Genomic DNA, 23,012 nt, shown 5'->3' with positions numbered 1-23,012 from the left:
GAGATTACTTCGTTCTGCGGCGGACGATGTACTGGTTGCTCGCCTTTTTCTTCTTGCGGGTCTTCAAGCCCTTGGCATACTTACCCCACGGCGACTCGGGATGCTGGCGGCCACCACCCGATTTCGAGCGGCCTTCGCCACCACCGTTCGGGTGGTCAATCGGGTTCATGGCCATTCCGCGCGTTTGCGGGCGGATGCCGAACCAACGCATGCGGCCTGCTTTCCCGTAGCTGATGTTCTCGTGCTCCGAGTTCCCCACCACACCCAGTGTTGCGTAGCAGTCGTTGCGGACCAAACGCATTTCCCCGGAAGGAAGCCGAAGCGTGCTGAATTTCCCTTCGCGAGCAACCAACTGGGCTGCGGTTCCTGCCGAGCGGCCAAGCTGGCCACCTTTGCCGGGCTTCAGCTCGATGTTGTGGATGAACGAACCAAGTGGCACGCGCCCAATCGGGACTGCGTTTCCGTCGCGGATTTCGGCATCGGGGCCGGCCATTAACTTATCGCCAACTTTCACTCCGTTCGGAGCAAGGATGTAGCGTTTTTCGCCGTCGGAATACTCCAGCAGGCAGATGCGAGCCGAGCGGTTTGGATCGTACTCAACAGTTACAACGGTTGCTTCAATCCCGATTTTATTCCGCTTGAAGTCAATGATGCGGTACATTCGCTTGTGCCCACCGCCACGGTGGCGCGAAGTAACGCGCCCGGTGTTGTTCCGCCCGCCGCTTTTTTTCAGCGGAGCAAGCAGCGACTTTTCCGGAGTCGTTGATGTTATCTCGTCGAACGTCGGCGTCGAGTAGAAGCGACGTGAACTGGTGATCGGTTTGCTAAGACGGATACCCATGGAGCGTTATTCCTCGGTCGGCAGATCGCCAACAATATCTATTGTCTGTCCCTGCTTCAATGATACAATGGCTTTTTTGCGCCATTTGGTCTTGCCCTGGATCCAGCCTCGGCGGGTCATCTGGACGCGGGCTTGCGGGCGAACGGTGATGGTACGGACGCTGGTGACATCCACCCGATAGCGGTTTTCCACCGCTTTGCGGATTTCAATCTTGTTTGCGTTTACATCAACCTCAAAAACATATTGGGCGTTGTTGCTCAGCGAGGTGCTTTTCTCGGTGAGAATTGGCCGCTTCAAAATCTGTCTCATGCTTGGCCCTCCTCGGTTGCGCGTGCTGCGCCATTGTTGCCAAGTTGGCTCATCAGTGCCGCCACCGAGCTACGTTCCAGCACCAGCACCTGGTTGTTCAGCAGGTCGTAGGTGGAAGCGTCGGTTGCTTGCAGCACCTGGCAGCGGGCGATGTTCCGGGCCGAACGGAGAACATTCTCGTTTGGCGAACCCACCAACACCACGGCTTTGCGGCCACTTGCATTGATTGCCTTCAGCATCTGGGCAAACGGCTTGGTTTTAATCTCGCCGAATCCCAAATCCTCCACCACAACTAATTCGTTCGATTGCGCTTTCAGCGAAAGGGCCGAGCGGCGCGCAAGCTGGCGCATTTTTTTGGGCATTGCCTGCGAGTAATCGCGGGGGATTGGGCCATGGATATTGCCACCGCCAACCCAAACACCGGTCCGTGTCGAGCCGGCGCGGGCGGTTCCGCGTCCTTTTTGCTTCCACGGCTTACGGCCACCGCCACGGACTTCCGCGCGCGTCTTCGTCTTGTGGGTTCCCTGGCGTTGGTTGGCCAGGTACATCTTGACGGCTTGGTGCATGACGGCAACGTTCGGCTCGATACCGAAGACTTCATCCGGCAGCTCGATGCTGCCAGCCGAAGAGCCGTCTATTTTGAGAACGTTGAGATTCATCGTTAGTCTCTCTTGATCGAAAAATCCTGCGTCGTTGGTCGCGCGTGCGGGTCTGGATTAAAAAAAGCGAGTGTGATTGATACCCGCGATTAGGCTTTGGGCATCCGTACAACTTCCACGATGCTGTTTGGTGCGCCGGGGATCGAGCCTTTCACGATCAGCACGTTCTTTTCCGGCAGAACCCCAACAATCTGAAGGTTGCGGACTGTGGTTTGCTTCCCCCCCATTCGGCCAGCCATCCGGGTCCCGGGGAACACGCGTGATGGGTAGCTTGATCCGCCAATCGAGCCTGGTGCACGCTGGCGGTCCGACTGTCCGTGGGTCTGCATTCCAACGCCGCCGAAGTGGTGGCGTTTCATAACGCCCTGAAATCCGCGCCCCTTACTGGTGGCAACCACTTTCACTGTATCGCCAACGGCAAAGACATCGCCCACGCTGATAACATCGCCCACTTTGTAGTTGGCGGCTTCGAAGGTGCGGACTTCGCGAAGCAGTTTCGGTGTTCCCACCCCTGCTTTGGCCAGATGCCCCCCCAATGCCTTGTTGACGTTTCTATCTTTACCGCTGCCGTACCCCAGTTGAAGGGCGGCGTAGCCGTCGGAGTCATCTGTTTTCACCTGCACAACGGTGCAGGGGCCGGTCTCGATCAACGTGCAAGGGACGTACACCCCTTGTTCGTTGAACATTCCCGTCATGCCAATTTTTCTTCCGATGAGCGTGGACATGGTTGCGTAAGGGAAAATCTCGTTTCTGTCAAGAAAATTCAGTGTCGCGTGCGATTGCCAAGCGGTGGATTAGGCATCCACCTTGATTTCCACATCAACGCCAGCCGGAAGTTCCAGCCGCATCAACGAATCAACGGTTTTGGGCGTTGAATTCAGGATGTCAATCAGCCGCTTGTGGGAGCGGTGCTCGAATTGCTCGCGCGATTTTTTGTCAACGTGCGGCGAACGGTTCACGGTATACACCGTGCGTTCGGTTGGAAGCGGAACCGGCCCGGAGACGATCGCACCGGTCTGCTTGACCGTGCGGATGATCTTCTCCGCCGATTTGTCGATCAGGTTGTGATCGTATGACTTCAGTTTGATTCGGATAACTTGTGCTGCCACGATTCTTATCTGCTCCCTTCTTCTGAAGCGTTGACAAAAGACAATCTATCGGCACCGGTGCTGCTGGGGATTCCCCCCATTGCTGTGCAGCATGGTGCTGGATAACGTGTTCGGTTGTTGTGAAATCCCAGTAATTCGGTTCTACATCCGGCTGGCACGTGCGCTCCAGATGCTGGGCGCCCCGACGGTGCGGTGTGTCGAGTTTGTTGTGCGCTGCCTTGTGCAAAGGCTCACGATGCGGAAACTGGCTTCAAGAAGGCCCCCGGTTGGGAACACCCGCCGGGCATTGTGCCCGAACTGTCGCCCGAAGTCCTGATGTTTCCGTGGAGTCCCCGCCACTTTCTCCGCAATGATGTGAGCAGAGAGTTTGCTGGGCGCGACCTGTGCGTTTCGCAGAACTGTTGGTTTCAGAGCCTGCAAATATAGGCTCCCCCCAATGCCGATTCCAAACGTGGGAGGGCCAAAAACAGGGGGTATTCTTTCGCGAAATGTAAGCGGGGAAGAAAATATCTGCCCTGCATCACCCCTGAATGTGGGCCGATGATGCAGGGCAGAACGATGCTGCTGCTGGCTACTCCGCAGCGGAAGTTCCCGATGCTGCTGCCGATGTTCCGCCGCTTCCCCCTTTCCCCGTGCTTCCGCCCGACTCCCCTTTTCCTGCCTCACTTTTCCCCCCACCTTTCTGCTCTTTGCGGGCGTAATCGGTCAGGTAGAATCCTTCCCCCTTGAACACCAGCCCCGCCCCGCCGCTCACCAATCGGCGAAGCTCACCCTCCCCTTTTGCCCCGCCGTCGTCGCGAACGCAGGTTTCGGCGGTGCAACGGGTTAGCGGGCTGGAGGTGATGGACTGAAAGTACTCGAATCGCTTGCCGCACGTAGCGCATTGGTAGTCGTATGTTGGCATGGCTTTGAACTATGGTTAGGTTAGCAACAATGGAGAATGGAGAGTGGTTGCGCTCAGGTTCCCCCAATCGTGGAATGGCTGGTTAGAACGCATGGCCAATTGCAAGATGCCAGGAAACATCGCCCAGGGTTAGCGGGCGGTTCCAGAACCAGCGGGTTGGGCCGATGCGGTCCACGGGGTCGTAGAATTTGTAGCCGAACCCCACCCGAATCGGGCCAAATGGGGTGGAGTACCCAAGCCCCATACCCACCGACCCCGCCAAATTTTCCACGATGCTCCCCAAATTTACCAGTGAGCTATCGGTGGTGTAATCCCGAAAGTAGGCGTTCCCAATATCCAAATACCCCATGAACTGAAGCTGGTTCAGCTGCTGGTTCAGCGTGGAGGATGTTGGCAGATCGAACAGCCAGCTGCGGTACTCGGCACTGAGTTCAATCACCCCCAATCCCCCCTGAAGCCTGCGGCTTTCCTGGTCAATCTCCCGTAAAATCGGGACCGCGCACTCCCCAACAATGCTATCAAGGAAGCTGGCCAGCTGGGCCGGAGCCGTCACCAGAAGGTCCCGCACCCCCCAGCCCCGGATGCTGTTGGCCCCGCCAGCGGTAAATCGGCTGTTGACAGGAGTCAGCGGGAACTCACCGAACTGCACAATCCACCCCGCATGACCCCGGAACGCCCAGCTGGAGCGGAAGCCGGAGGGGGTGTGGTAGCGGTAATCGAACTCTAGTTTTCCGAACCCGCCGTTGAACGCTCCGGTCAGGCCAAGCTCAAGCCGTGTGTTCAAAAAATCGCCACTGTTGGGCTGGAAGAAGTTGTTCCGGGTGTCGTGCAGCAGCGTTACGCCGCCGATATACGTGCGCTTTAAGTCGTTGAATTGCTGGCGTGCAACGGTGTCGCGCCCCACCAGCAGGTTGATGTCGTCCCCCTGCAACACCTGAAGGCGATAGATGGAGCTTCGCATGGCGTTCTCGATGGCCCCATACAGTTGCTCCAGCCGGTCCGGTTCCAGAACCTCGAACGCACAATCGTAGTTCACCAGCCCCGCCCCGGTTTTGTTGACGGTGGCATCGCTGATATAGCCGCCCACGCCGGAGTATTGGTTGTACTGAAAGTTCAGGAAGAACTGGGCGTTGCTGAAAAAAGTATACACAGGGAAGCGATACACCGCCTCGCCCACCACGCGCACACGGCGGTCGCGAAGCACCCCTTCAACGTCGTTGCGGTCCACCCATTTTGCTTCCACAAGATCGCTGTAGCTAACCGAGGCGGAAAGCCCGATTCGGGAGGAGCCGAACGATGGGATATGCCCCCCCAAATTCCCTTCCCACTCTAATCTCCCCCCTTCGGCGGGCCGCCACGCAACGCGCCCTCCCAGCGAGAAGCGTTCGGCGCGACCCAGCCAGTTAGTTTTGGCAAGGCTTCCGCTAAGACCCAGCAATATCCGCCAACCTTGCACCCGTTTTTCAGCAGCCACCTCCACCGCGCCCTCGGTGTTCCATTGTGGGCGGAGCTGGGTGGCAAAGGTGATATCTACCAAGTCGGAGCTGTCGCCGTGGGTAACGCGGTCAATGCGGACGCGGTCGAACACGCCAAGCGCGTTCAGGTTGGCTCGGGTTTGTTCCAGGGCACGGTCGCTGTACCAGTCCCCCGGTTTATACTCCACTTGCCCCAGCACCAGGCTGCGATCCACGGGTGTCCCATCGTGCGAGGAGTCGGAGCGGTGGCTGGTGGTTCCAAAACGGTATCGCCGTCCGCAATAGACTTGCAGCAGCAGCGAGTCGGTAAAACGCCCGGCAGCGGTGTCGCGGCGGGTGATAACCGTCACCCCCTGGCCCAGCGCAAACGGGAAGCCATGATCGCGAAGGATACGGACAGCGCGGTCGCGCTCGGCATTGACAAGCTCGACGGCAAACGGCTCGCCATCTTTAGCAAACTGCCGATCAAGCAGCTGCTGGCGCACCTCGCTGGGAAGCGTGTCCAGGTTCATTCCAAGCCACCCAACCCCCTGGATAGCGTAGCGTTTCCCTTCATCAATCAGGTATCGAATCGCCACTTTGGTGTTGCCGCTATCGGTTCGGATTCCCCATGTGACGCGGGCATCGTGGAATCCGCGATTCTGATAGACCCGCAAGATTACGGCGGTGTCCGATGCCGCACGGGCGGAGTTGTAGTAGCGGATGTTCCCGCGCAAGCTATCCACCAACTGCTCCAGCATCACCCGATACCGAGGGGCAAACCGGCGGTTGGCCTTCATCAACTTTGCATAAGCGTCGAAAAACCGCTGCAGGCTGGAGTTGCTGGTGGGCTTGGATTCCATGTTGTACAGCAGCTCGGCGGGGGTGATCGAGGCATTGCCAACGAACTCAATCGCAACAACAACAGGGCGAACTGCGCTGGCAACCGGGCTGCGCGGCGGCGTGCCTGGGGTTTGGGCCATGCCCCCGCTTCTGCTGAACAGCAGCAGCGCAACAATCAGGGCGCAATGGCGGATGGTCATGGGTATCTTCAACAGCTGCAATCGAAAGGAGCAGGCATCATTGAATCGTGGGCAACAGGGGGACGCAGAAATGGCACCGATCCCCCCCCAAAAAAAAAGAACGCCGCCAACAGAACGGGGAAGCGGCGTGGCCGGCAGGCACAGACACAGCTTCCCCGAGAGATGATCTTCAAACCGAAACGATTCACCAAGCCACCGCCGCTGCCAATGGGGCGTTCAAGCCTCCATCAACTTCGCCGGAGCGTCGGCAAACCGCGACAGAGTTAATACTCCTCGTTGTCTTCATCAAAGAACATCGTGTCATGGTTGGCAGCTTCCGGCCAGATGTCCTCGATGCTGTCGAACACTTCCTCTTCGTCATCGCTCAGTTCTTGAAGATTTTCAATCACCTGGAACGGAGCTCCGGTGCGGTTTGCGTAGTCCAGCAGTTCTTCCTTGGTTGCTGGCCACGGCGCGTCTTCCAGCCACGCGGCAAGTTCAGGGGTCCAAAGCATGGATCGTCCTCCAAATATGGGTAGTAGGTTCGATGATTCTATCAACGAAGGCAGCGGTCGCGCTGCGGAATTTGCCGTTGTGGGCTGCGCAGATTCGTGCGTGGATTCCGTGCTGCCAACAATGTTCCTTGTTTCCGCCGCCGTTTGGGGCGCGAATATAATCGGCCACCGCGTTTACGCAAGAACTTTTTTCGCCCCGATTCCTTCGGGAATTTTTTCGGCTACTGATACCGCTTGGCGATGTTCGGAATTAGATACTCGCTGAAGGAACGTTCGGCATCGTAGGCGGGTGCCCATCCCCAATCGCGGCGGGCCAACGTGTCGTCAACATCGGCGGGCCATGTGTCCAGAATTCCTTGCCGCTTGTGGTCGGCTGCGTATCCAATCTGGGCGTTGGGGAACGCTTGCAGCGTCATGGTCCGCACCTCGTCGGCCGATGGCGCAAAGCTCCCCACGTTGTAAACATTGGTGGAAAGCGATTCCGCCGGGGCGTTGAACAGCTGCATCAGCGCGTCAATCGCGTCCGGCATGGCCATAAACGGGATGCGGGTATCGGGGCGGGCAAAGCAGTGGTAGGCCTCCCCTTTTGCCGCAGCGTGCAGCATCTCCGGCGCATAATCGCTGGTTCCGCCGGAAGGGACGGTGAACGCGCTAATCAACCCTGGGAACCGCAGCGAACGGAAGTCAACATGGAAATGGTCACGGTCGGCAGCAAGCTGGCGGTAATGGAAGTTGTAGTAACGGCCCAGATGCTCGCACGCTAATTTGTTCACGCCGTACATCGTGGTTGGCGTAAGGAATTCTCCTTCGTTGATCTTCCCCGCCGCATCCTTGGTTGCCACATCCGGCAAGCCATACACGGCAATGGAGCTTGGGAACAGGAACTTCACATTCGCCCCGGCATTGCGCGACTCGCCAACAGCAAATTTCAGCAGGTTCAGGGTCCCCTGCACGTTCACTTCGTGGGCCACTTCCGGGATAAACTCTCCCCGCGTTGAAAGCATCGCCGCAAGGTGGAAGATTCCGGCAACCTCATACTTGCTGGCGATCTGCTCCAGCAGGTTGGTGTCAAGGATGTTGCCAACGATCATATCCTCGCACATCGCCGCCAACTCCGGCTCGATGGGGCGAAGGTCCAGCGCAAGGATACCGTAGGTTCCTTCGGCAGCGATACGTTGGATAAGCCCGTGGCCAATTTCGCCACCGGCCCCGGTGATAAGAAGAACAGGTTTGCGGATCATCTGAGCTGTGATTCTGAACTGTGTGATTTGGGAAAAAGGAGAAGAGAGGGAGCCACTACGGAGCACGCCCCGCTGGTTAGCGGATCACCCGAAAATCGCCAAACCGCCGAAGTTCTATCGGCTGGATAGCAACCCGATCAACCCGCGCGGAAGCCGGGCCAATCTCCACTTGCTCACGGAATGATTGGTGCTGGTCCTGGGCCCCGGTGGCAATAATTTCCACGCTTCCATCGGGCAGGTTCTGCACGGTGCCGGTGATGCCAAAGGCATCGGCAACGCTGCGAACAAACCAGCGGAACCCCACCCCCTGCACCACCCCCGAAACAACGTAGCGGCGTGTTGTCATGGCCGCAAATATGGAAGGGAACCGTGCCGAACGCCAAATAACAATTCGTGGTGCGCACCCGGCATCAATCCATCCAGCACCTGCCAACCCAGCGAACGCTACCAGCCCCACCCAATCGAAAGCCGCGCCGCAGCGTCCACCCGCTCGTTGCCGAACAGCCCTTCGAACTCGCTGCTTCCGGCCTCGAACGTCAGCCACTCGGTAGGGCGGACGGTTGCGCCAATCCCCCACCCGAACCCGTTGATCCCAAACCCGCTAAACCCCGTGCGAACCGTCAGCCAATCATTGATCCCATACTCCCCACCAACGGCAAACCGCCCGCGGTCCGCGCTTCCTGGGGGATCGTTCAATGGAGCTTCCCCCTCGATGTTCAGGATCATCCGATTATCCATTTCTGGGATGAACGCCTGCATATCCACCCCAACACCTGCGCGGAAAACGGTCGGGAAGGAAGTGGAGTAGGCAGGGACCGCCGCCAACTTCCCCTCGTAGCGGCGGAACTGATTGTTGTCAAGATTTCCGCTCCCCAGCGTGTCGTTGATCCCAACTGCCGACCGCACCAACGTCTCGGTGTTCCAGTTGACGGATCCAACATCTTGCAGGGTCATTCCAAAAAAAACGGCATCGCGGCGTTCCTTTGATTGCCCCGTTCCGGCAACGGAGTAGAGCGTGCCGCCAACGCCAAGATCGAACCCAAAACCGGTTCCGGCGGTGGCGGGGAATAATCCCGTGAAGAGTGTGGTGATCGCTTCGGCGGGGTTGAATCCATTGGGGCTTGCTGAGCGGAACTGATATCCCCCCTTGATGTTGTACCCACCGGCACCACCGATTACCACTTGCTGGATGGTGATAATGCTGTTCTCGGCCACCTCAAAATGCGCCACTCCTTGAATCAGCTTTGCGGTTGCGCCAATGCCCACCCGTGGGAACCACGCGCCGTTTCCTTCCAACATCTTGCCGTAGGAAAGCCCAAACTCCGTAAGCCAATCGCCACCGATTCCACGATTGATAAAGGTGTAATCGCGCCCGGTGATGTTGCTGGTTGCCACGATTTCGGAGAACGATTCTGGGAAATTCATCCGCGCAAACACCCTGTGCCCGTGGTGGAACGCCCAGGTCCCCCCGCTCTCGGTGCGGTAGCGAATGGCAATCAGGTTGATGGCGGCGTTTGCGTACAGGCGTTCGTCCTGCAGAAGCTGCCCAACCCGCTCGCGATCCTCCTTGGTGTAGCCTTCCGGTTTTTGGGCGAAGATGGTTCGGAACTCATCGCCGCTCAGGTAGGTTGCCCCAATCGTTCCGCCGCCGGTGTAGATGGAGAACGTCAGCGGCTGATTCAGTTGGGTGGGAAGCAGCGGGGGGGCATCCAGCAATCCTGGGTTGGAGTAAATGCTGTTCAGCCCGCGGGTGATGGAAACGGAGGCGCGCCCCATCCCCATGCCAGGAACATCCAAGCGATCCTGCGGCATGGCAGCCGGCACGCAGCAGAAGAACATTGCCAATGCCGTTGCACCGCAGTGCAGAACTCTTTGAGGGATTTTCATGCCAGATAGCAAAATTCGTTTGTGTGCCACCAAATCCGCAGACACCACCTTCCCCTTCTGCCGAACAACCCGGGTTGGACAGAGCAGCATGGAAGCCTATCACGCCCCAGATGATACAAGCGGCGGCGAAGATAGCCACAGATAGAAAAACAACGACCGCCCGGGCAAGAATGGCCGGGCGGTCGCGGGAAAAAAAACGGGGCGGCAGCAAACGATGCCGCGTGGATTACTCCACTTCCACCAGTGTGGTGTATCGTGGCGACTGTTTGCCCATGCTGATGATCTCGGCAAACAGCTCGTTGGCGGCATCGTCGTCGCGGTCGTCGAAGGCTTCGTACTCCACGTAGGAGGGGAAGGTGAAGGTCTCCGTGAACGAATCGCTGTCGCGGCTTTCGTTCTCGTACACGGTGTACGTCAAGGAATCCACCGTTTTGAAATGCTCGCGCAAGCGGCTGGTGGCAGCAAGATAGGACTCGCGCTTGCCAGGCTTCAGCTCAACGTTCACCAACAGAATGACTTTCGGCATAGTTGTTTATGAATCTGATATTCGGGTTTCTGTGCTGTTTTTCAAGGGAGCAAAGGTAAACAAGGGGATCGCTTCGGCCAAGCAAACGGAACGATTCTTTTGTAAAAGGTGATTGAGAAGGGGTTGGGGAGCTGGGATCGGTCCCGCAGGGTAGTGGTCGGCAATGATTGCGATAATGATTGCGATGGATGCATCCCCCGCATTTCTGCGTTCCTTGCCTTTTTCTGTGCCCTCTCCACGTTGCTCACTCATGCGCCACCAGCATTGCTCGGATGCGGTCGGTGGGGAATTCGGAGTGGGTTAGAAGTTCGTAGGCTTGGGCAACTTGGCGGATCAGCACCTCGGCCCCGCTGATAATCGTGGATCCGCTGGCGGCGGCTTCGGCCAGCATACGGGTGATGGCCGGGCCAAAATTCACATCCATCACCACTTGGCGATTGTGGAAAATATCCGGGACGGTGATCGGCGATTGGTCAAGGCTGGCCACGGTGCCGATTGGGGTGGTGTTGACGATCAAGCGAGCCTCGGCAAGAAGCTGCGCGATGTCGGGGGGGAACAGCTCGTGCGCCTCGATTCGTGCGCTGGGGCTTGCCATTTCGCTGAAAGTCTGGCGCAGCAACTGCGCCTGCTGCAACGTCCGATCCGCAATAGCGATGTTCTTCATCCGGAAATGCCGCACCAGGGCGTACATCACCGAACGGGCCATTGCCCCCCCACCCAGAACCACCGCGCTTCCGCGAGCAAACGTCTGGTGGTATGGTTCCAGCACGGAGATAATCGCCTGCGCTTCCGTGTTGTGCCCGGTGGTGCGGTCGTTCTCGAAGGTGATGACGTTCGTCACCCCGGTCCCGTGCGCTTCGTCGGAAAGGTAATCGGCAATCCCTGTGGCCGAGGTCCGCAGCCGTCCGGTTAGATACACCCCCGTGGCTTTCAGCGCGTGAAGCCCGGCGATTACCGCACGCATATCCTTTGCCTGGGCATCGAACTGCAAGCAGGCAGCGTCCGCATCGGTGATCTCGGCCCCCCACGAGAACATCTCATGGATCAGCTCTTCCCCGATTGGATGGCACAGAAATCCAAATAGTCGTGTGTTGTGTGTTGTTCGCATGAGCAGAGCGTGTGTGTGTGACGCTGGGCAGTGGACGGCAGCCGGACCTTCTTTCCTTTCTTCTTTGCGTATTCATCCGCCGGCCAGCCCGGTACAGGATAAGAATGGCTGCAAAAGTACATAGGTTTATCGTTTGGCCAGTGGGCAAGGGGGCGTAGATTGCCGATGAATTTTTTCCCCGAAGAACCAACCATTGAACAACCCGAATATGGAGATCGTTGCCGACGAAAATATCCCTTTTGCCCGCGAAGCCTTTGGCCAGTTCGGCACGGTGCGGCTGGTTCCGGGTCGCCAGATCTGCCGCCGCGATTTGGAACGGGCCGGCGCGCTGGTGGTCCGCTCGGTAACGCACGTCAACAGCCAGTTGCTGGATGGAACCCCGGTCCGGTTTGTTGGGACCGCCACCATCGGCACCGAGCATCTGGCCCACGGTTGGCTGCGCCAGCAAGGGATTGCCGTTGCCGATGCCGCCGGCTGCAACTCCCGCTCGGTTGCCGAATATCTGGTTGCCACGCTGATGGAACTGCGGCGGTTAGGAACCCTTGCAATCCCCGGCGGAACGATTGGCGTTATCGGCGTGGGAAGGATTGGCAGCCTTGTGGCCAGCATGGCAACCGCGCTGGGGCTGCGCGTGGTGCCACACGATCCCCCACGAAGCCAGCACGATGGCTTCCCCGCAACCACGTTGCAGCAGGCGTTGGATTGCGATGCCGCCACCCTTCACGTCCCGCTGGTGACGCAGGGGGCCCACCCCACGGCGCACTTGTTGAATGCCGCCCGGCTACGAATGCTAAAACCTAGAAGCACGCTTATCAACACCTCGCGCGGGGGAGTGGTGGAGTTACCGGAATTGATTGCCGGACTACGGAACGGAGTCTTCAAGGCGATTGTTGATGTTTGGGAAGGGGAGCCGGAAATCCCGATTGACTTGGCAACGAACGCAACCCTTATCACCCCCCACATTGCCGGATACTCACTTGAGGGGAAGCTGCGGGGAACGGAGATGATGGCCAACGCGTTGGGAGCATTTGTGGGGAAGGAAAATCGCTGGAGAATGGAGGAACACCTGCCGCCGGTGGCCGAAGCAATCGCGATTCCCGAAGGGCTTGTTGGGCTGGATGCGGTGGAGCACTGCGTGCGGAAGGCCTTCAACATCCGCACCGACGACGCGAACATCCGCGCTTTGCTGAACCTTGATGCCGACCAACGCCGCAGCGGGTTCGACGCGCTTCGCAAAGGCTACCGCGCCAGAAGGGAGTTCCCCGCGTTCACCGTTGCCCCTCCCGCCGACGCAGCCACCGCCGCGCTGCTTGCCGCGCTGGGGTTTACGGTGCTTGGGTTGCCGGTGGGCTGAGAGCATTCCCCACGGCAGCATTCATCAATGGTGATGTGGCAGTGCTGGCATTGGCCATGCCCATGCACCCACACCAGCACCGTTGGGCGCGAACAGAACGGGCAGATTTGGGCCGAAGCAGTCTCCATGAAATAGCAGAGAAAACGTGGCTTAGATATGCTGCAACGCGTTGGCTTTGCGGCGGCGGAAATCGGCATAGCTTTCGATTTCCGAGCGGACCAGATTCCAGAGCGTGGTAAGGATCAAGGCATCATCAAGATAGCCAATGCCGGGAAGGAAATCCGGGACGATGTCCGACGGGAGAACAAAGTAGAGAAGCCCCGCGCCAACCAACGCTTTGGTCCTTGTGCTGACGTTGAACTCGCGGTCGCGGATCATTTCGTACAACAACGCCACCCGCTCCAGCATCGCGCCAATCCATTTCGATGCCCCTTGGAGTTCGCGAAGGTCCGGGGAGTTCATTTTTTCCGGAAGCGTGTGGCGGAGTCGCTCGTAATCCTGCTCGGTGATTCGCTCGGCATCCTTCATCAATCGTTCTTTCATGTAGCCAGCAGAATGCAATCCGTTGTTAGCCATGGTGTCGGTCGCGTCGGTTGTGTGTGCATGGGGCACGGGGTAGCCGCAGGTCTTTAGCCTGCGGTTACTTCATGCGTGTGTGTGTGAATAAGGGGTGATGATAAGACCTATCAAGGCAGCGGGCTGTTCCATCATCAATCCATCACCAATCATTCCCATCGGCCCTGAAGCGGGCAACATAGCTGATATAATTGCCGGCCCCTTTCGCCACGTAGGCGCGTTCTTGGTCGCTCAATTCCCTGATAATTTTTGCCGGAACGCCCGCCGCCAGCGTCCCCTGCGGGACCCGGAAGCCTTCGCGCACCACCGCTCCTGCGGCAATTAACGCGTCGCTTTCCACGACGGAGTTATCCAGCACCTTTGCCCCCATCCCAATTAACACGCGGTCGCCGATTGTGGTTCCATGAAGCACCGCACTGTGGCCAACGGTTACGTCGTTGCCAACCACCAGGGGGAATCGCTGGTTGGTGACGTGGCACATCGTCAAGTCCTGGATATTGGTTCGCTGGCCAATGCGGATAAAATGAACATCCCCCCGAATCACCACATTGAACCAAACGGAGGAATCCTCCCCAATCTCCACATCCCCCACAATCCGCGCCCCGGGGGCAATGAACACCGTTGGATGGATCTTCGGGGCAACCCCCTCGAACGGAATAACCGTGATGTCAGAACGGTTGGGCATAGCTGGAACTTGGTGTTGGTTGCCGGTCGCGTGATAACAATGCTGGAGCTGGCTGGCCGCTGCCGTAACGCACCAGCCGCTTGCAACGGCAGCGTGTTGCAAGCGGCTGGCAATCTATCCAAAAAACGTTTCTGCCCTTCGTTCTTACCGGATCACCACAAATTTTTCGGTGGCGGAAAACCCATCGGAGGTTTGGATGCGGCACAGATACTGGCCCGGCGGCAGCTCCCCGACCGGAACCACCGCGGTGTGGGCCCCTGCTTCTTGCACTTCCTCCACCGGCATCATCACTTTCTCCCCCGCAACGGTCCAGATGCTGATGGCCACACGCGCCGGCGAAGCAAGCCCGTAGCGGATGGTTGCCGCGCCGTTGGCGATAACCACTGCGGCCATGTACGCCCCCGTTTCCTGTTCGCCTGGGGCGGCGGCTATCCCCTCAATCTCTAGATGCACGGTTGCTGTTGCAGCGTCGAACGTCACCGGGTAGCTGTCCAACGCCCGCGGCGCGGGGCCGCGAAGCACGCTGCCGTCGGCGGCAAAACGGGAGCCATGGCAAGGGCACTGGAATCGTTTGTTCTTCACATCATAATCGCCAACGGCACAGCCGGAATGGGTGCAAACTTCCGACACAGCGGTGAACTCCGTTTCGGAGATTCGGGTCACCAGCACTTTATGGTTCAGCCCGGTGATCGCAATCCGTACCGAGCCATCCACCTGCTGCAATGCCGTGAACTCCTCAAGACTAACAGCGAACAACCCGCTGGTGGCGTTGTGGTTCAGCTTGGGGACGATTCTTCCCAATACTTCGTTTCCGCCAACCGTGGCAAACACCGTTGCGGCCATTGCGCGGGCAAGGAATCCCCGGCGAGATAGTGTCTTCTGTTGCTCCATTGGTATGGTTGCTGAAAAATCGTGAGTATGTTGAAATGGTTGGATTAGGTAGCTGAGTAAGGGGCTGCCCCCTCCCCTTGGCAAAACTACCGTGGTTGTTCTGTTAGCAGGTAGCACGGATCATGGGATCGGTAGCAGTACCGCGTTTTCATGAAGCCGTGTGCACCGGACAATAACACAGATTTCGGTTTCTTGTTTCAACAGCTATTGACAACACCCCATGCTTGGGGGGGGGCTGGCTTCTTGCTGGCTTTCCATCTGGTTTGTTGATTGATCTATCAATCATAAACAGCGTAACGGGGGATCGGGGCGGGGTTGGCGTAACTGGTTGGGTAATCCGTGCGGCTTAGTGGCGCGGCGCGGGGTCTGGTTCCCCGGGGCCGTGTGCAACTTGGCGGGAATCACCCGTAAGGGATCAATTGATGTTGCCGTTGTATAATTGCACGTCATTGCTACGTTCCTCTCTGCGTTCCGCAGATTGTTCATACTCACAACTCCCTCATTTGCCATGCCGATTCGTTCCGCTGTTACCTCGGTTCTGCTGTTTGCTTGCTTGTTGCTTGCCGCGGCGGTGCCCACCCTGTACGCCCAACCCGCTCCGCCAGCCACCCCGGAGCAACTCACCAACCGCCGCTACGCCCTGGCAAACGATGCCACCGCCGTCGGCTGGAACCCGGCAATGCTGGGGGTTGTCACCAGCTTCCGCTCCTACGATTTCCTTGCTGGGTTTGGGCTGGATAGGAAGTTCGAGCTTTCCAAAATCCCTTTTGGGATCTACGGTAAGGTTGGTCCAATCGCCCTGGGAACAAGTGGCACGATTGGTGGCGACACCACCGACCACCAATCGTACTACGTCGGCTTTGGCCTGCCGATAGATGACGAAATCAATCTGGGCATTTCCGCACGGATGCAGGATATTCCCGGCAGTGAGCTGCTGAAAGATGCCGAATACACCCTGTCGGGAACCTGGCTTGCTGCGGAGGATTTTATCGTTGGTGCCTCGCTCTACAACCTTGCAGCTGCCGGCGGGCGAAGCGTCCGGCTGGGGCTTGATGGAATGTTTGTTGGCGAAGTTGGGCACTTTGGTATGCTTGCGCTGAACAACCCTGACGACACCGTTGGCGGGAAATCCTCATGGAACACACAGCTCTCCGCCGGTCTGAATTTCTCCGATGGAGGCGTAGCCCTTAGCGCCACCTACAGCCTTAGCAACAAGGACCTGCGGATTGGCGTGGAGCTAATCCCCAACCGCCTTGCCGTGGGCGCGCTGACCGATTGGGACATTGACGGAACCGACGCATACACCGGGGCCAACCTGTTTGCACGCTACTCCAACACCTCGCGCACAAGCAGCAGCGGCTACGATGGCCCAGTGGCCAACCGTTGGGAGCCAGAAAATCCTTACTCCCCGGCAGGGCTGGAGTACCTCACCGCCACCACCGATGCCGGACCATCGGCCGATGCCCTTGTGAAATCGTGCGTTGCCGGCGGCGACCCCCGGTTTGCCACCCCCGCTGCCATTATGAACGAGCTGCGCCGCTCCAGCAACGATTACCTGCGGCTTGCGCAGAAATTGGAGCAGATATCCCCCAACGAAAACCAGATGTTCAGCGCGATTGCCAACCAGTACTACCTGCGCCAGCAAACCGGCAGCCGCGAACTGAAAAGTGGCGACTCGCTGGCGATTGTCTCCAAGCAAGGGTACTCCATCGGCGTGCAAAGCGTGGACAACAGCGCGTTCCCGATGGTCTCGGTAATCATGCAAGTGGCCGATGCCAACGGGCGGAACGTCCCCGGGTTGGGGATCAACGATTTCCGATTCCGCGACAGCTCCATCCGCATCGTCTCGGTCCAGCCAACCGATGCCACGCTCAGCGTTCCGGTGGATATTGTGCTGATGATTGATTGCTCCGGAAGCATGGGGGATGAGATTGATGCGGTGCGGAACAACGTCCAAAGTTTCGTGAAGACGATGGAGGCTCGCGGGGCCGATTACCGGATTGGCGGCGTGCTGTACGGCTCGAAAATCTACGACACGCTTCACCCCACCAGCAACCTTAACCGCTTCCGCGAGTTTGCCGACCAAGCCGACGCAATCGGGGGGGATGAGATCAGCTCCCTTGCCATTCGCGAAGCCGCCAGCATGCGGTTCCGCCCCGATGCCCAGCGGGTGCTGGTGATGATTACCGACGACTGGGTGATGCAGGACAACTCACGGCTGACGGAGTCGGACCTGACGGAGATGCTGTGGGACAAAGGGGCGCGGCTATACTCCATCCAGAACGCCTGCCGCAATAACAACGCCATCACCACCCGGCTAACCCTGGGGCGTGAGTACGACATCCAAAGCCCCTTCAACTCCATCCTTGATGAGATCGGGACCGACATCACCACCACTTACAAGCTGGTGTATGAATCAAAGCTGAAGCAGGAGGAGGTTGCGCCAGCGGTTCCGGCAGTGCTTCGCGGACGCATCACCGAAGCAAAAACCGGGCGGCCCGTTGCTGCCGAGCTTCTGCTGACCGATGCCACCGGACGTCGCTACGCCGATGTCAACGCCGCGCAAAACGATGGCAGCTACCAGCTTACCATTGATGAACCGGTGAAGCTATCGGCCCGCCTAAACGCCGACCGATTCCGTCCGGCAAGTGGCGATATTGACCTAAGCAAGATCAAGCCCGGCGACACCGTGGTGCGGGATTTTGTGATGGAGCGATTGGCCACCCTGCTATCGGGAAGAATTTTTGACGAGAACGGGAAAGTTGTGGCGGGAAGCGTGAAGGTTGAAGATGCAGCAATCGGGAAGGAGATTGCCACGCTGCGGACCGATGCCGGAGGATACTACGAGACCGAGATCACCCCGGGAATGAACTACCGGCTTACGCCATTGGCCACCGGCTACGACGGATTCACCGAAGCGTTCGACGCACGCGACGTTGAAGCGGGGTCGAAGGTGGTGAAGAATCTTCGCGTCACCCGCGCCTTCAGCGCCACCGACACCACGCCGTTTGTGCTGCGGAACGTGCTGTTCGACTACGACAAAGCCGACCTGAAACCGGAAAGCATGACCGAGCTTGACAGGCTTGTGAAGTTCCTGCGCGAGAACCTGACGGTGCGGATTGAGATTGGCGCGCACACCGACGCGCAAGGGAACGATGCCTACAACCTGAACCTTTCGGACCGCCGCGCAAAATCGGTGGTGGATTACCTGGCAACGCAAGGCATTGACCGCCGCCGGCTAAGCTCGCGAGGGTACGGCGAAACCGAGCCAATCGCCAGCAACGACAGCGAAGAAGGGCGCGCCTTGAACCGAAGGGTGGAGTTTAGGATTGTGAGGTAGAAGATCTGGACGCTTCTGACCAGAACAGAACGGCCCGCCAGATTGGCGGGCCGCTCTTTATCTGCTCCTTCTCTTCGCTGTTGGCTTACTCCACCAGGCCTTTCACTGCGTTGCGTTCTTCCACCAGCTCTTGTATTGATGCCATGAATTTCCCTTGCGCCCAATCGTTGTGCTGCACCCCTTCCACCACTTGCCACGTTCCATCGGCGTTAGTGCGGATTGGGAATCCAACCATCAGCCCTTCCGGCGTGCCATACTGGCCGGTGCTGGCAACGGCCACCGAGTGCCAGTTCCCCGCAGGGGTTGGGTTGATAAGCGAGACCACCGTGTCAATCGCGGCATTGGCGGCCGATGCTGCCGAGCTAAGCCCGCGTGCCTCGATGATTGCCGCGCCCCGCTTCTGCACCGTGCTGATGAACTCACCCTGCAGCCACTCATGGTCGGTGATTGCCTCCGTTGCCGGCGCGCCGCCGATGGTGGCGTTATAGAAATCGGGGTACTGTGTCGAGCTATGGTTCCCCCAGATTGCAAGGTTCGCCACCTCACTTACCGGGCGGCCTGATTTCTGCGCAAGCTGTGTCATGGCGCGGTTTTGGTCCAGGCGGGTCATGGCAAAAAAGCGATCCTGCGGCATATCGGGGGCGCTCTTCATGGCAATCCAGGCGTTGGTGTTGCAGGGGTTGCCAACAACCAGCACGCGGGCATCGCTTGCGGCGTTGTCGTTAATTGCGCGGCCCTGGCCGGTGAAGATTCCGCCGTTGATGTTCAGCAGGTCGTTCCGTTCCATTCCGGCTTTGCGCGGGACCGCACCAACCAGCAACGCCCAGTTAATATCCTTGAACCCGGCGTTCAGGTCGCTGGTTTGCACAACGTCGCGCAGCAGCGGGAAGGCGCAGTCGTCAAGCTCCATCACCACCCCTTTCAGGGCGTTCATGGCTTGCGGAAGCTCGATAAGATTCAGCGAAACTTCGGTATCTGGGCCGAACACTGCGCCGGAGGCAATGCGGAACAACAAGGCGTAGCCAATCTGGCCGGCGGCACCGGTGACGGCAACTCGAACGTGCTTCTTCATGTGTGGATTGTCCAATGTGAGATTGATTGATAGGTTGCTTGCAGAAGTGCACAAAGATACCGCCCACGCAGCGTAGGGGTCCGGCCTTTTCTGTTGACGGTGTGTTGCAGGAAGGTTCCCCGCGGGGCACGCACTGGCAATGCCGCAGCCCCGTTAGGCCGTATCTTCGCGGCGGCGTTCTGATGATTCTAACCAAAGGAGAATCCAATGGGGAAACAGGTTGAGCATATTGTTGAGCTTCATGGTAGCAGCTGCCACGGAAAATTGGTGGAGCCCCATGTTGCAGGGGCGGTGCTAAGCCGCATTGAGCCTTTAGTGCGCGACACTATCCGCATGGGCGTGCTTCGCGCAAGCCGCAAACGTGGCCGCCCGTTCAAGGAGCTGCAAGATGCTTGGAAGATATTCTACAGCGGGCAAAGCGCAGGGAAGGGGAACTCCACACGGCTGCATTTCACAGCAAAGCGGTTATTGGACTCTGCGCCAACACTCTTTGCGCAACAGAGCTTATTCGAAGAAGTTGCGGCACCCGAAGAAACCGGGTTTGACCTTGTATGCCGCATGATTGCAGACGTAGCAGCGGAGGCAACCCGAAGCGAACGATTTGATTTTGACCTTCTTCAGCGGGTCGCAAATTTTAAGACGGTAGTGGGGAAAGGGTTGGAAGCCATTCATCTATCAGGGGAGGCCATTGCGCCAACAAGCCCCACCAAGATTACTACGGAGGTCATCTTGGCAGCAACACAACTGCAGCACTCCACCCCCCAGCCCCGTCGCGTAAAAATTGCTGGCGTGTTCGATATGATCCGCGTTAGCGATCGAGTGTTTGAACTGCTACTTCCCGACGGTCAGCGTGTGCGCTCCGTTTGGGCAAGCGATGAGGTGATTCGCTTGCGCGAATTCCTTTCTTGCCAAGTGGTTATTGAAGGGATTGCTGTCTATCGCCCTTCCGGCACCTTGCTACGGGTGGACACCACGGCCATTGCCCAAGCCACAAAGCAGGACCAACTGTTTGCACAGCTGCCACTACCAACCACCCCAGGAAGCATTATCGCCGCGCAAAAGCGGCAAACTCCAACAACAGGAATCAATGCTCTGTGGGGAATATGGCCAGGGGATGAAAGCGATGAAGAACTGCTTGCAATGGCCCAGGAGGTTGAATAAGTGAAACGAGCATACCTCCTTGACACCAGCATCGTGATAGCAATTATGCGCGGCGGCGAACTGGCTAATCGTATTGAAGCTAAGTACCAGATCAGCGGAGCGGGCTTCCGCCCTTATATCTGCGTAGTCACGCTTGGCGAGCTTTACAGCATGGCCTTGCGGAACAAGTGGGGGGAGAAAAAGCAAGCACTGTTAAGAAAGATTGAGCAAGAATTGATTGTGCTTGATATCCACCGCGATGACGTGCTGAATGCTTATGCTTCCTTGCAGCATTATGCGCAGCAAAACGGAGCAGCGATCTCACATAATGATCTTTGGATTGCTGCCACCACCTCCGTATTCGGTGCACATTTATTGACCACAGATAAAGATTTCCTCTGTTTTACCCCTCATCATTTTCATTACACGTGCATTGATCCGAAGCAATCATCATAACCCCGCCCCCCCACCAAATCCCGTATCTTGGCGCAGGAGTTTTGTGGCGGGGAGAAATCATGCGCAAACCACTTGACCGGAGATGACCCGATGACCATGCCTCCCTTATTCCCGAAACGTCCGCACGCCACCGCATTTTTTGGCGGGTTCTTGGCCGTTGCCATGCTGCTGCTGCTGATTGCCCCCTCCCCGCCGCCGGACCACGCTTCGGCCAGAAGGTTCCGGCCCAACATCACCTCCTACGACATCCCCACAACACTCAGTTTCTGCGGCGAGCCGGTGCCGATGGATAACCCGGAGGTTCGCAAACGGTTCGAGCGTGAGTTCTATCTGAACTTGCAATGGGATGGGCAGGTGATGCTCTATCTGAAGCGCTCCGGCGAGTACTTCCCGATGTTCGAAAAAATGCTGGCCGAAGCCGGCGCGCCCGACGACCTGAAATACCTTGCCGTTGCCGAAAGCGCCTTGCAGATGCCGCAATCAAGCAAGGATGCCGTTGGGTTGTGGCAGTTCATCGCGGAAACCGGGCGGCGCTACGGCCTGCAGATTGATGACTACGTTGACGAACGCCGCCACCCGGAAAAATCCACCGCCGCAGCCATTCGATACCTGAAAGATGGATACGCACGGTTCAACAGCTGGACCCTTTCGGCAGCGGCCTACAACATGGGGGAAGCGGCCACCAGCGATGACCTGGAATTCCAACGGCGCGGAAGCTACTACGACCTGTACGTGAACGAGGAAACCAGCCGCTACCTGTTCCGCATCGTGGCCATTAAGGAGATTATGAGCAACCCTGACAAGTACGGCTTCTACCTTGACTCCACCGACTTTTACACGCCGCCAACCACAACCGAGGTTGCCGTCGCCACCGACATCCCCAACCTTGCCGCCTGGGCCGATCAACAAGGAAGCAGCTACAAGGATGTGAAGTTGCTGAACCCCTGGATAAAAAAACGAACCTTGCTGAAGCCCGCCGCAGGCCGGCCATACGTTATCCAACTACCACTTCCGGCAACTGCGAAATAAGGAGAACTCACCACCCGTGCTCACACGATTTCTTGCCGCGTTTGGCCGCGGCGTTACGCGATTCTTTGCCGAGCTTGGGCGCATTGTGCTTCTGCTGCAAAGCGTCTTCCGGTTTCTTCCGCAAGCCTTCCGCTCGCGCCGATTAATCATTGAACAGATGGCGGTGATTGGGGTGAACTCCCTTCCGCTGGTGCTTCTTGTTGGGTCCTTCACCGGGGCGATTGCCGCGCTGCAAGCCACGAACCTGTTCGCAAAATTCAATCTGGTTGCGCTGGCGCGTCCGTTCATTGGCGGCTCGATTGCCACGGTGGTCTTCACGGAGCTTTCCCCGGTGCTGACCGCGCTGGTGATTGCCGGGCGGATTGGCGGGGCAATCGCTGCGCAGCTTGGGACGATGCGCGTCTCGGAGCAGATAGATGCTCTGGAGATGATGGCAATCCACCCCCACCGCTACCTTGCCATGCCCCGCGTGGTGGCCGGCATGACGATGATGCCGGTGCTGATCGTCTTCAGCAACCTTGTGGCCATTGTTGGCGCGTACAGCCTGATGGTCCTGAAATTCGATTTCTCTTCGTTCGATTTCTTTAGCTCCGTGCAGCAGTTTTTCAGCGCGTACGAGATCATCATCGGCCTGATAAAATCGCTCACCTTCGGCGCGGTGACGGCTTTGATTGGATGCTACGTTGGCATGAGGACAACCGGCGGGGCCGAAGGGGTCGGGACCTCCACCGTTCGCTCGTTCACCCTTTCCTCGGCAATGATTTTAATTTTAGATGCGCTGTTCGGATATGTGCTGTGACCAGCGGCAGGAAGCACGAACGGCGCAGCTTCCCGCAGCAAACCCGCAGCGACTTTCTGAGCAAATTCCCGTGACAGCAGCCGGTAGATTGTTGC

The 23,012-nt window shown here is 58.1% G+C and carries 24 protein-coding genes; 6 read left to right on the top strand and 18 right to left on the bottom strand.

The window, feature by feature from the left end; genetic code table 11:
• Nucleotides 1–4: 4 nt before the first annotated feature.
• From rplB to IPM61_09065, 14 genes are all read right to left on the bottom strand, one after another.
• Nucleotides 5–841 carry a 50S ribosomal protein L2 gene (gene rplB / locus IPM61_09130; protein MBK8911475.1) on the bottom strand — a complete coding sequence of 279 codons (837 nt, stop codon included), beginning with the start codon at nt 839–841 and terminating at the stop codon, nt 5–7.
• 6 nt (nt 842–847) lie between these two features.
• Complete coding sequence (gene rplW, locus IPM61_09125) at nt 848–1,150, bottom strand: 50S ribosomal protein L23 (GenBank protein ID MBK8911474.1); 303 nt, start codon at nt 1,148–1,150, stop codon at nt 848–850.
• A complete protein-coding gene (gene rplD / locus IPM61_09120) occupies nt 1,147–1,809 on the bottom strand; it encodes a 50S ribosomal protein L4 (protein MBK8911473.1) in 663 nt (220 codons plus the stop codon). Before rplD ends, rplW begins: the two co-directional genes overlap by 4 nt.
• Before the next feature lie 89 nt (nt 1,810–1,898).
• Nucleotides 1,899–2,534, bottom strand: coding sequence for a 50S ribosomal protein L3 (rplC, locus tag IPM61_09115; protein ID MBK8911472.1), 636 nt, complete (start codon nt 2,532–2,534; stop codon nt 1,899–1,901).
• 69 nt (nt 2,535–2,603) lie between these two features.
• Nucleotides 2,604–2,918 (bottom strand): 30S ribosomal protein S10, encoded by a 315-nt coding sequence (gene rpsJ, locus IPM61_09110; GenBank protein ID MBK8911471.1) that lies wholly within the window; start codon nt 2,916–2,918, stop codon nt 2,604–2,606.
• Between the two features lie 571 nt (nt 2,919–3,489).
• Nucleotides 3,490–3,822, bottom strand: a complete 333-nt coding sequence (locus IPM61_09105; GenBank protein ID MBK8911470.1) for a zinc ribbon domain-containing protein — start codon at nt 3,820–3,822, stop codon at nt 3,490–3,492.
• An 82-nt stretch (nt 3,823–3,904) separates the two neighbouring features.
• Nucleotides 3,905–6,319, bottom strand: coding sequence for a BamA/TamA family outer membrane protein (locus IPM61_09100; protein MBK8911469.1), 2,415 nt, complete (start codon nt 6,317–6,319; stop codon nt 3,905–3,907).
• Between the two features lie 263 nt (nt 6,320–6,582).
• Entirely contained in the window at nt 6,583–6,813 is a 231-nt protein-coding gene (locus IPM61_09095; GenBank protein MBK8911468.1) for a DUF2795 domain-containing protein, read from the bottom strand.
• A 221-nt stretch (nt 6,814–7,034) separates the two neighbouring features.
• Nucleotides 7,035–8,054, bottom strand: a complete 1,020-nt coding sequence (locus IPM61_09090; protein ID MBK8911467.1) for an NAD-dependent epimerase/dehydratase family protein — start codon at nt 8,052–8,054, stop codon at nt 7,035–7,037.
• A gap of 76 nt (nt 8,055–8,130) precedes the next feature.
• The gene (locus IPM61_09085) at nt 8,131–8,400 is read right to left on the bottom strand and encodes an acylphosphatase (GenBank protein ID MBK8911466.1); all 270 of its coding nucleotides are present in this window, start codon (nt 8,398–8,400) and stop codon (nt 8,131–8,133) included.
• Between the two features lie 98 nt (nt 8,401–8,498).
• Nucleotides 8,499–9,941 (bottom strand): hypothetical protein, encoded by a 1,443-nt coding sequence (locus IPM61_09080; GenBank protein ID MBK8911465.1) that lies wholly within the window; start codon nt 9,939–9,941, stop codon nt 8,499–8,501.
• A gap of 226 nt (nt 9,942–10,167) precedes the next feature.
• Nucleotides 10,168–10,467 (bottom strand): hypothetical protein, encoded by a 300-nt coding sequence (locus IPM61_09075; GenBank protein ID MBK8911464.1) that lies wholly within the window; start codon nt 10,465–10,467, stop codon nt 10,168–10,170.
• 6 nt (nt 10,468–10,473) lie between these two features.
• The gene (locus IPM61_09070) at nt 10,474–10,719 is read right to left on the bottom strand and encodes a hypothetical protein (GenBank protein MBK8911463.1); all 246 of its coding nucleotides are present in this window, start codon (nt 10,717–10,719) and stop codon (nt 10,474–10,476) included.
• Nucleotides 10,712–11,575 carry a saccharopine dehydrogenase NADP-binding domain-containing protein gene (locus IPM61_09065; GenBank protein MBK8911462.1) on the bottom strand — a complete coding sequence of 288 codons (864 nt, stop codon included), beginning with the start codon at nt 11,573–11,575 and terminating at the stop codon, nt 10,712–10,714. Before IPM61_09065 ends, IPM61_09070 begins: the two co-directional genes overlap by 8 nt.
• Before the next feature lie 193 nt (nt 11,576–11,768).
• On the opposite strand from IPM61_09065, the gene IPM61_09060 reads away from it, so the two are divergent.
• Entirely contained in the window at nt 11,769–12,929 is a 1,161-nt protein-coding gene (locus IPM61_09060; protein ID MBK8911461.1) for a 4-phosphoerythronate dehydrogenase, read from the top strand.
• Between the two features lie 150 nt (nt 12,930–13,079).
• On the opposite strand, the gene IPM61_09055 is transcribed toward IPM61_09060, so the two are convergent.
• The 3 genes from IPM61_09055 to IPM61_09045 all read right to left on the bottom strand — a co-directional run bounded on the left by IPM61_09055 (nt 13,080) and on the right by IPM61_09045 (nt 15,081).
• The gene (locus IPM61_09055) at nt 13,080–13,505 is read right to left on the bottom strand and encodes a DUF1232 domain-containing protein (protein MBK8911460.1); all 426 of its coding nucleotides are present in this window, start codon (nt 13,503–13,505) and stop codon (nt 13,080–13,082) included.
• A 142-nt stretch (nt 13,506–13,647) separates the two neighbouring features.
• On the bottom strand, nt 13,648–14,190 hold the full coding sequence (locus IPM61_09050; protein MBK8911459.1) for a gamma carbonic anhydrase family protein: 543 nt from the start codon (nt 14,188–14,190) through the stop codon (nt 13,648–13,650).
• A gap of 144 nt (nt 14,191–14,334) precedes the next feature.
• Nucleotides 14,335–15,081, bottom strand: a complete 747-nt coding sequence (locus IPM61_09045) for a Rieske 2Fe-2S domain-containing protein (GenBank protein ID MBK8911458.1) — start codon at nt 15,079–15,081, stop codon at nt 14,335–14,337.
• Between the two features lie 508 nt (nt 15,082–15,589).
• On the opposite strand from IPM61_09045, the gene IPM61_09040 reads away from it, so the two are divergent.
• Nucleotides 15,590–18,421 (top strand): OmpA family protein, encoded by a 2,832-nt coding sequence (locus IPM61_09040; GenBank protein ID MBK8911457.1) that lies wholly within the window; start codon nt 15,590–15,592, stop codon nt 18,419–18,421.
• A gap of 85 nt (nt 18,422–18,506) precedes the next feature.
• Here IPM61_09040 and IPM61_09035 read toward each other — a convergent pair whose 3' ends face one another.
• Complete coding sequence (locus IPM61_09035; GenBank protein ID MBK8911456.1) at nt 18,507–19,493, bottom strand: malate dehydrogenase; 987 nt, start codon at nt 19,491–19,493, stop codon at nt 18,507–18,509.
• 207 nt (nt 19,494–19,700) lie between these two features.
• On the opposite strand from IPM61_09035, the gene IPM61_09030 reads away from it, so the two are divergent.
• From IPM61_09030 to IPM61_09015, 4 genes are all read left to right on the top strand, one after another.
• Nucleotides 19,701–20,654 carry a hypothetical protein gene (locus tag IPM61_09030; protein MBK8911455.1) on the top strand — a complete coding sequence of 318 codons (954 nt, stop codon included), beginning with the start codon at nt 19,701–19,703 and terminating at the stop codon, nt 20,652–20,654.
• Nucleotides 20,655–21,089 carry a type II toxin-antitoxin system VapC family toxin gene (locus IPM61_09025; GenBank protein ID MBK8911454.1) on the top strand — a complete coding sequence of 145 codons (435 nt, stop codon included), beginning with the start codon at nt 20,655–20,657 and terminating at the stop codon, nt 21,087–21,089. It begins immediately after the preceding gene.
• 90 nt (nt 21,090–21,179) lie between these two features.
• Nucleotides 21,180–22,118: a transglycosylase SLT domain-containing protein gene (locus tag IPM61_09020; protein MBK8911453.1), complete on the top strand. Its 939-nt coding sequence runs from the start codon at nt 21,180–21,182 to the stop codon at nt 22,116–22,118.
• A 16-nt stretch (nt 22,119–22,134) separates the two neighbouring features.
• Nucleotides 22,135–22,917: an ABC transporter permease gene (locus tag IPM61_09015; protein ID MBK8911452.1), complete on the top strand. Its 783-nt coding sequence runs from the start codon at nt 22,135–22,137 to the stop codon at nt 22,915–22,917.
• Nucleotides 22,918–23,012: the final 95 nt, after the last annotated feature.

The sequence above is a fragment of the Chlorobiota bacterium genome, assembly GCA_016710285.1.
Lineage (GTDB): Bacteria > Bacteroidota > Ignavibacteria > OLB7 > OLB7 > OLB7.
The sequence above is the reverse complement of the archived record's forward strand: the minus strand, read 5'-3'. Positions and strand labels throughout refer to the sequence as shown.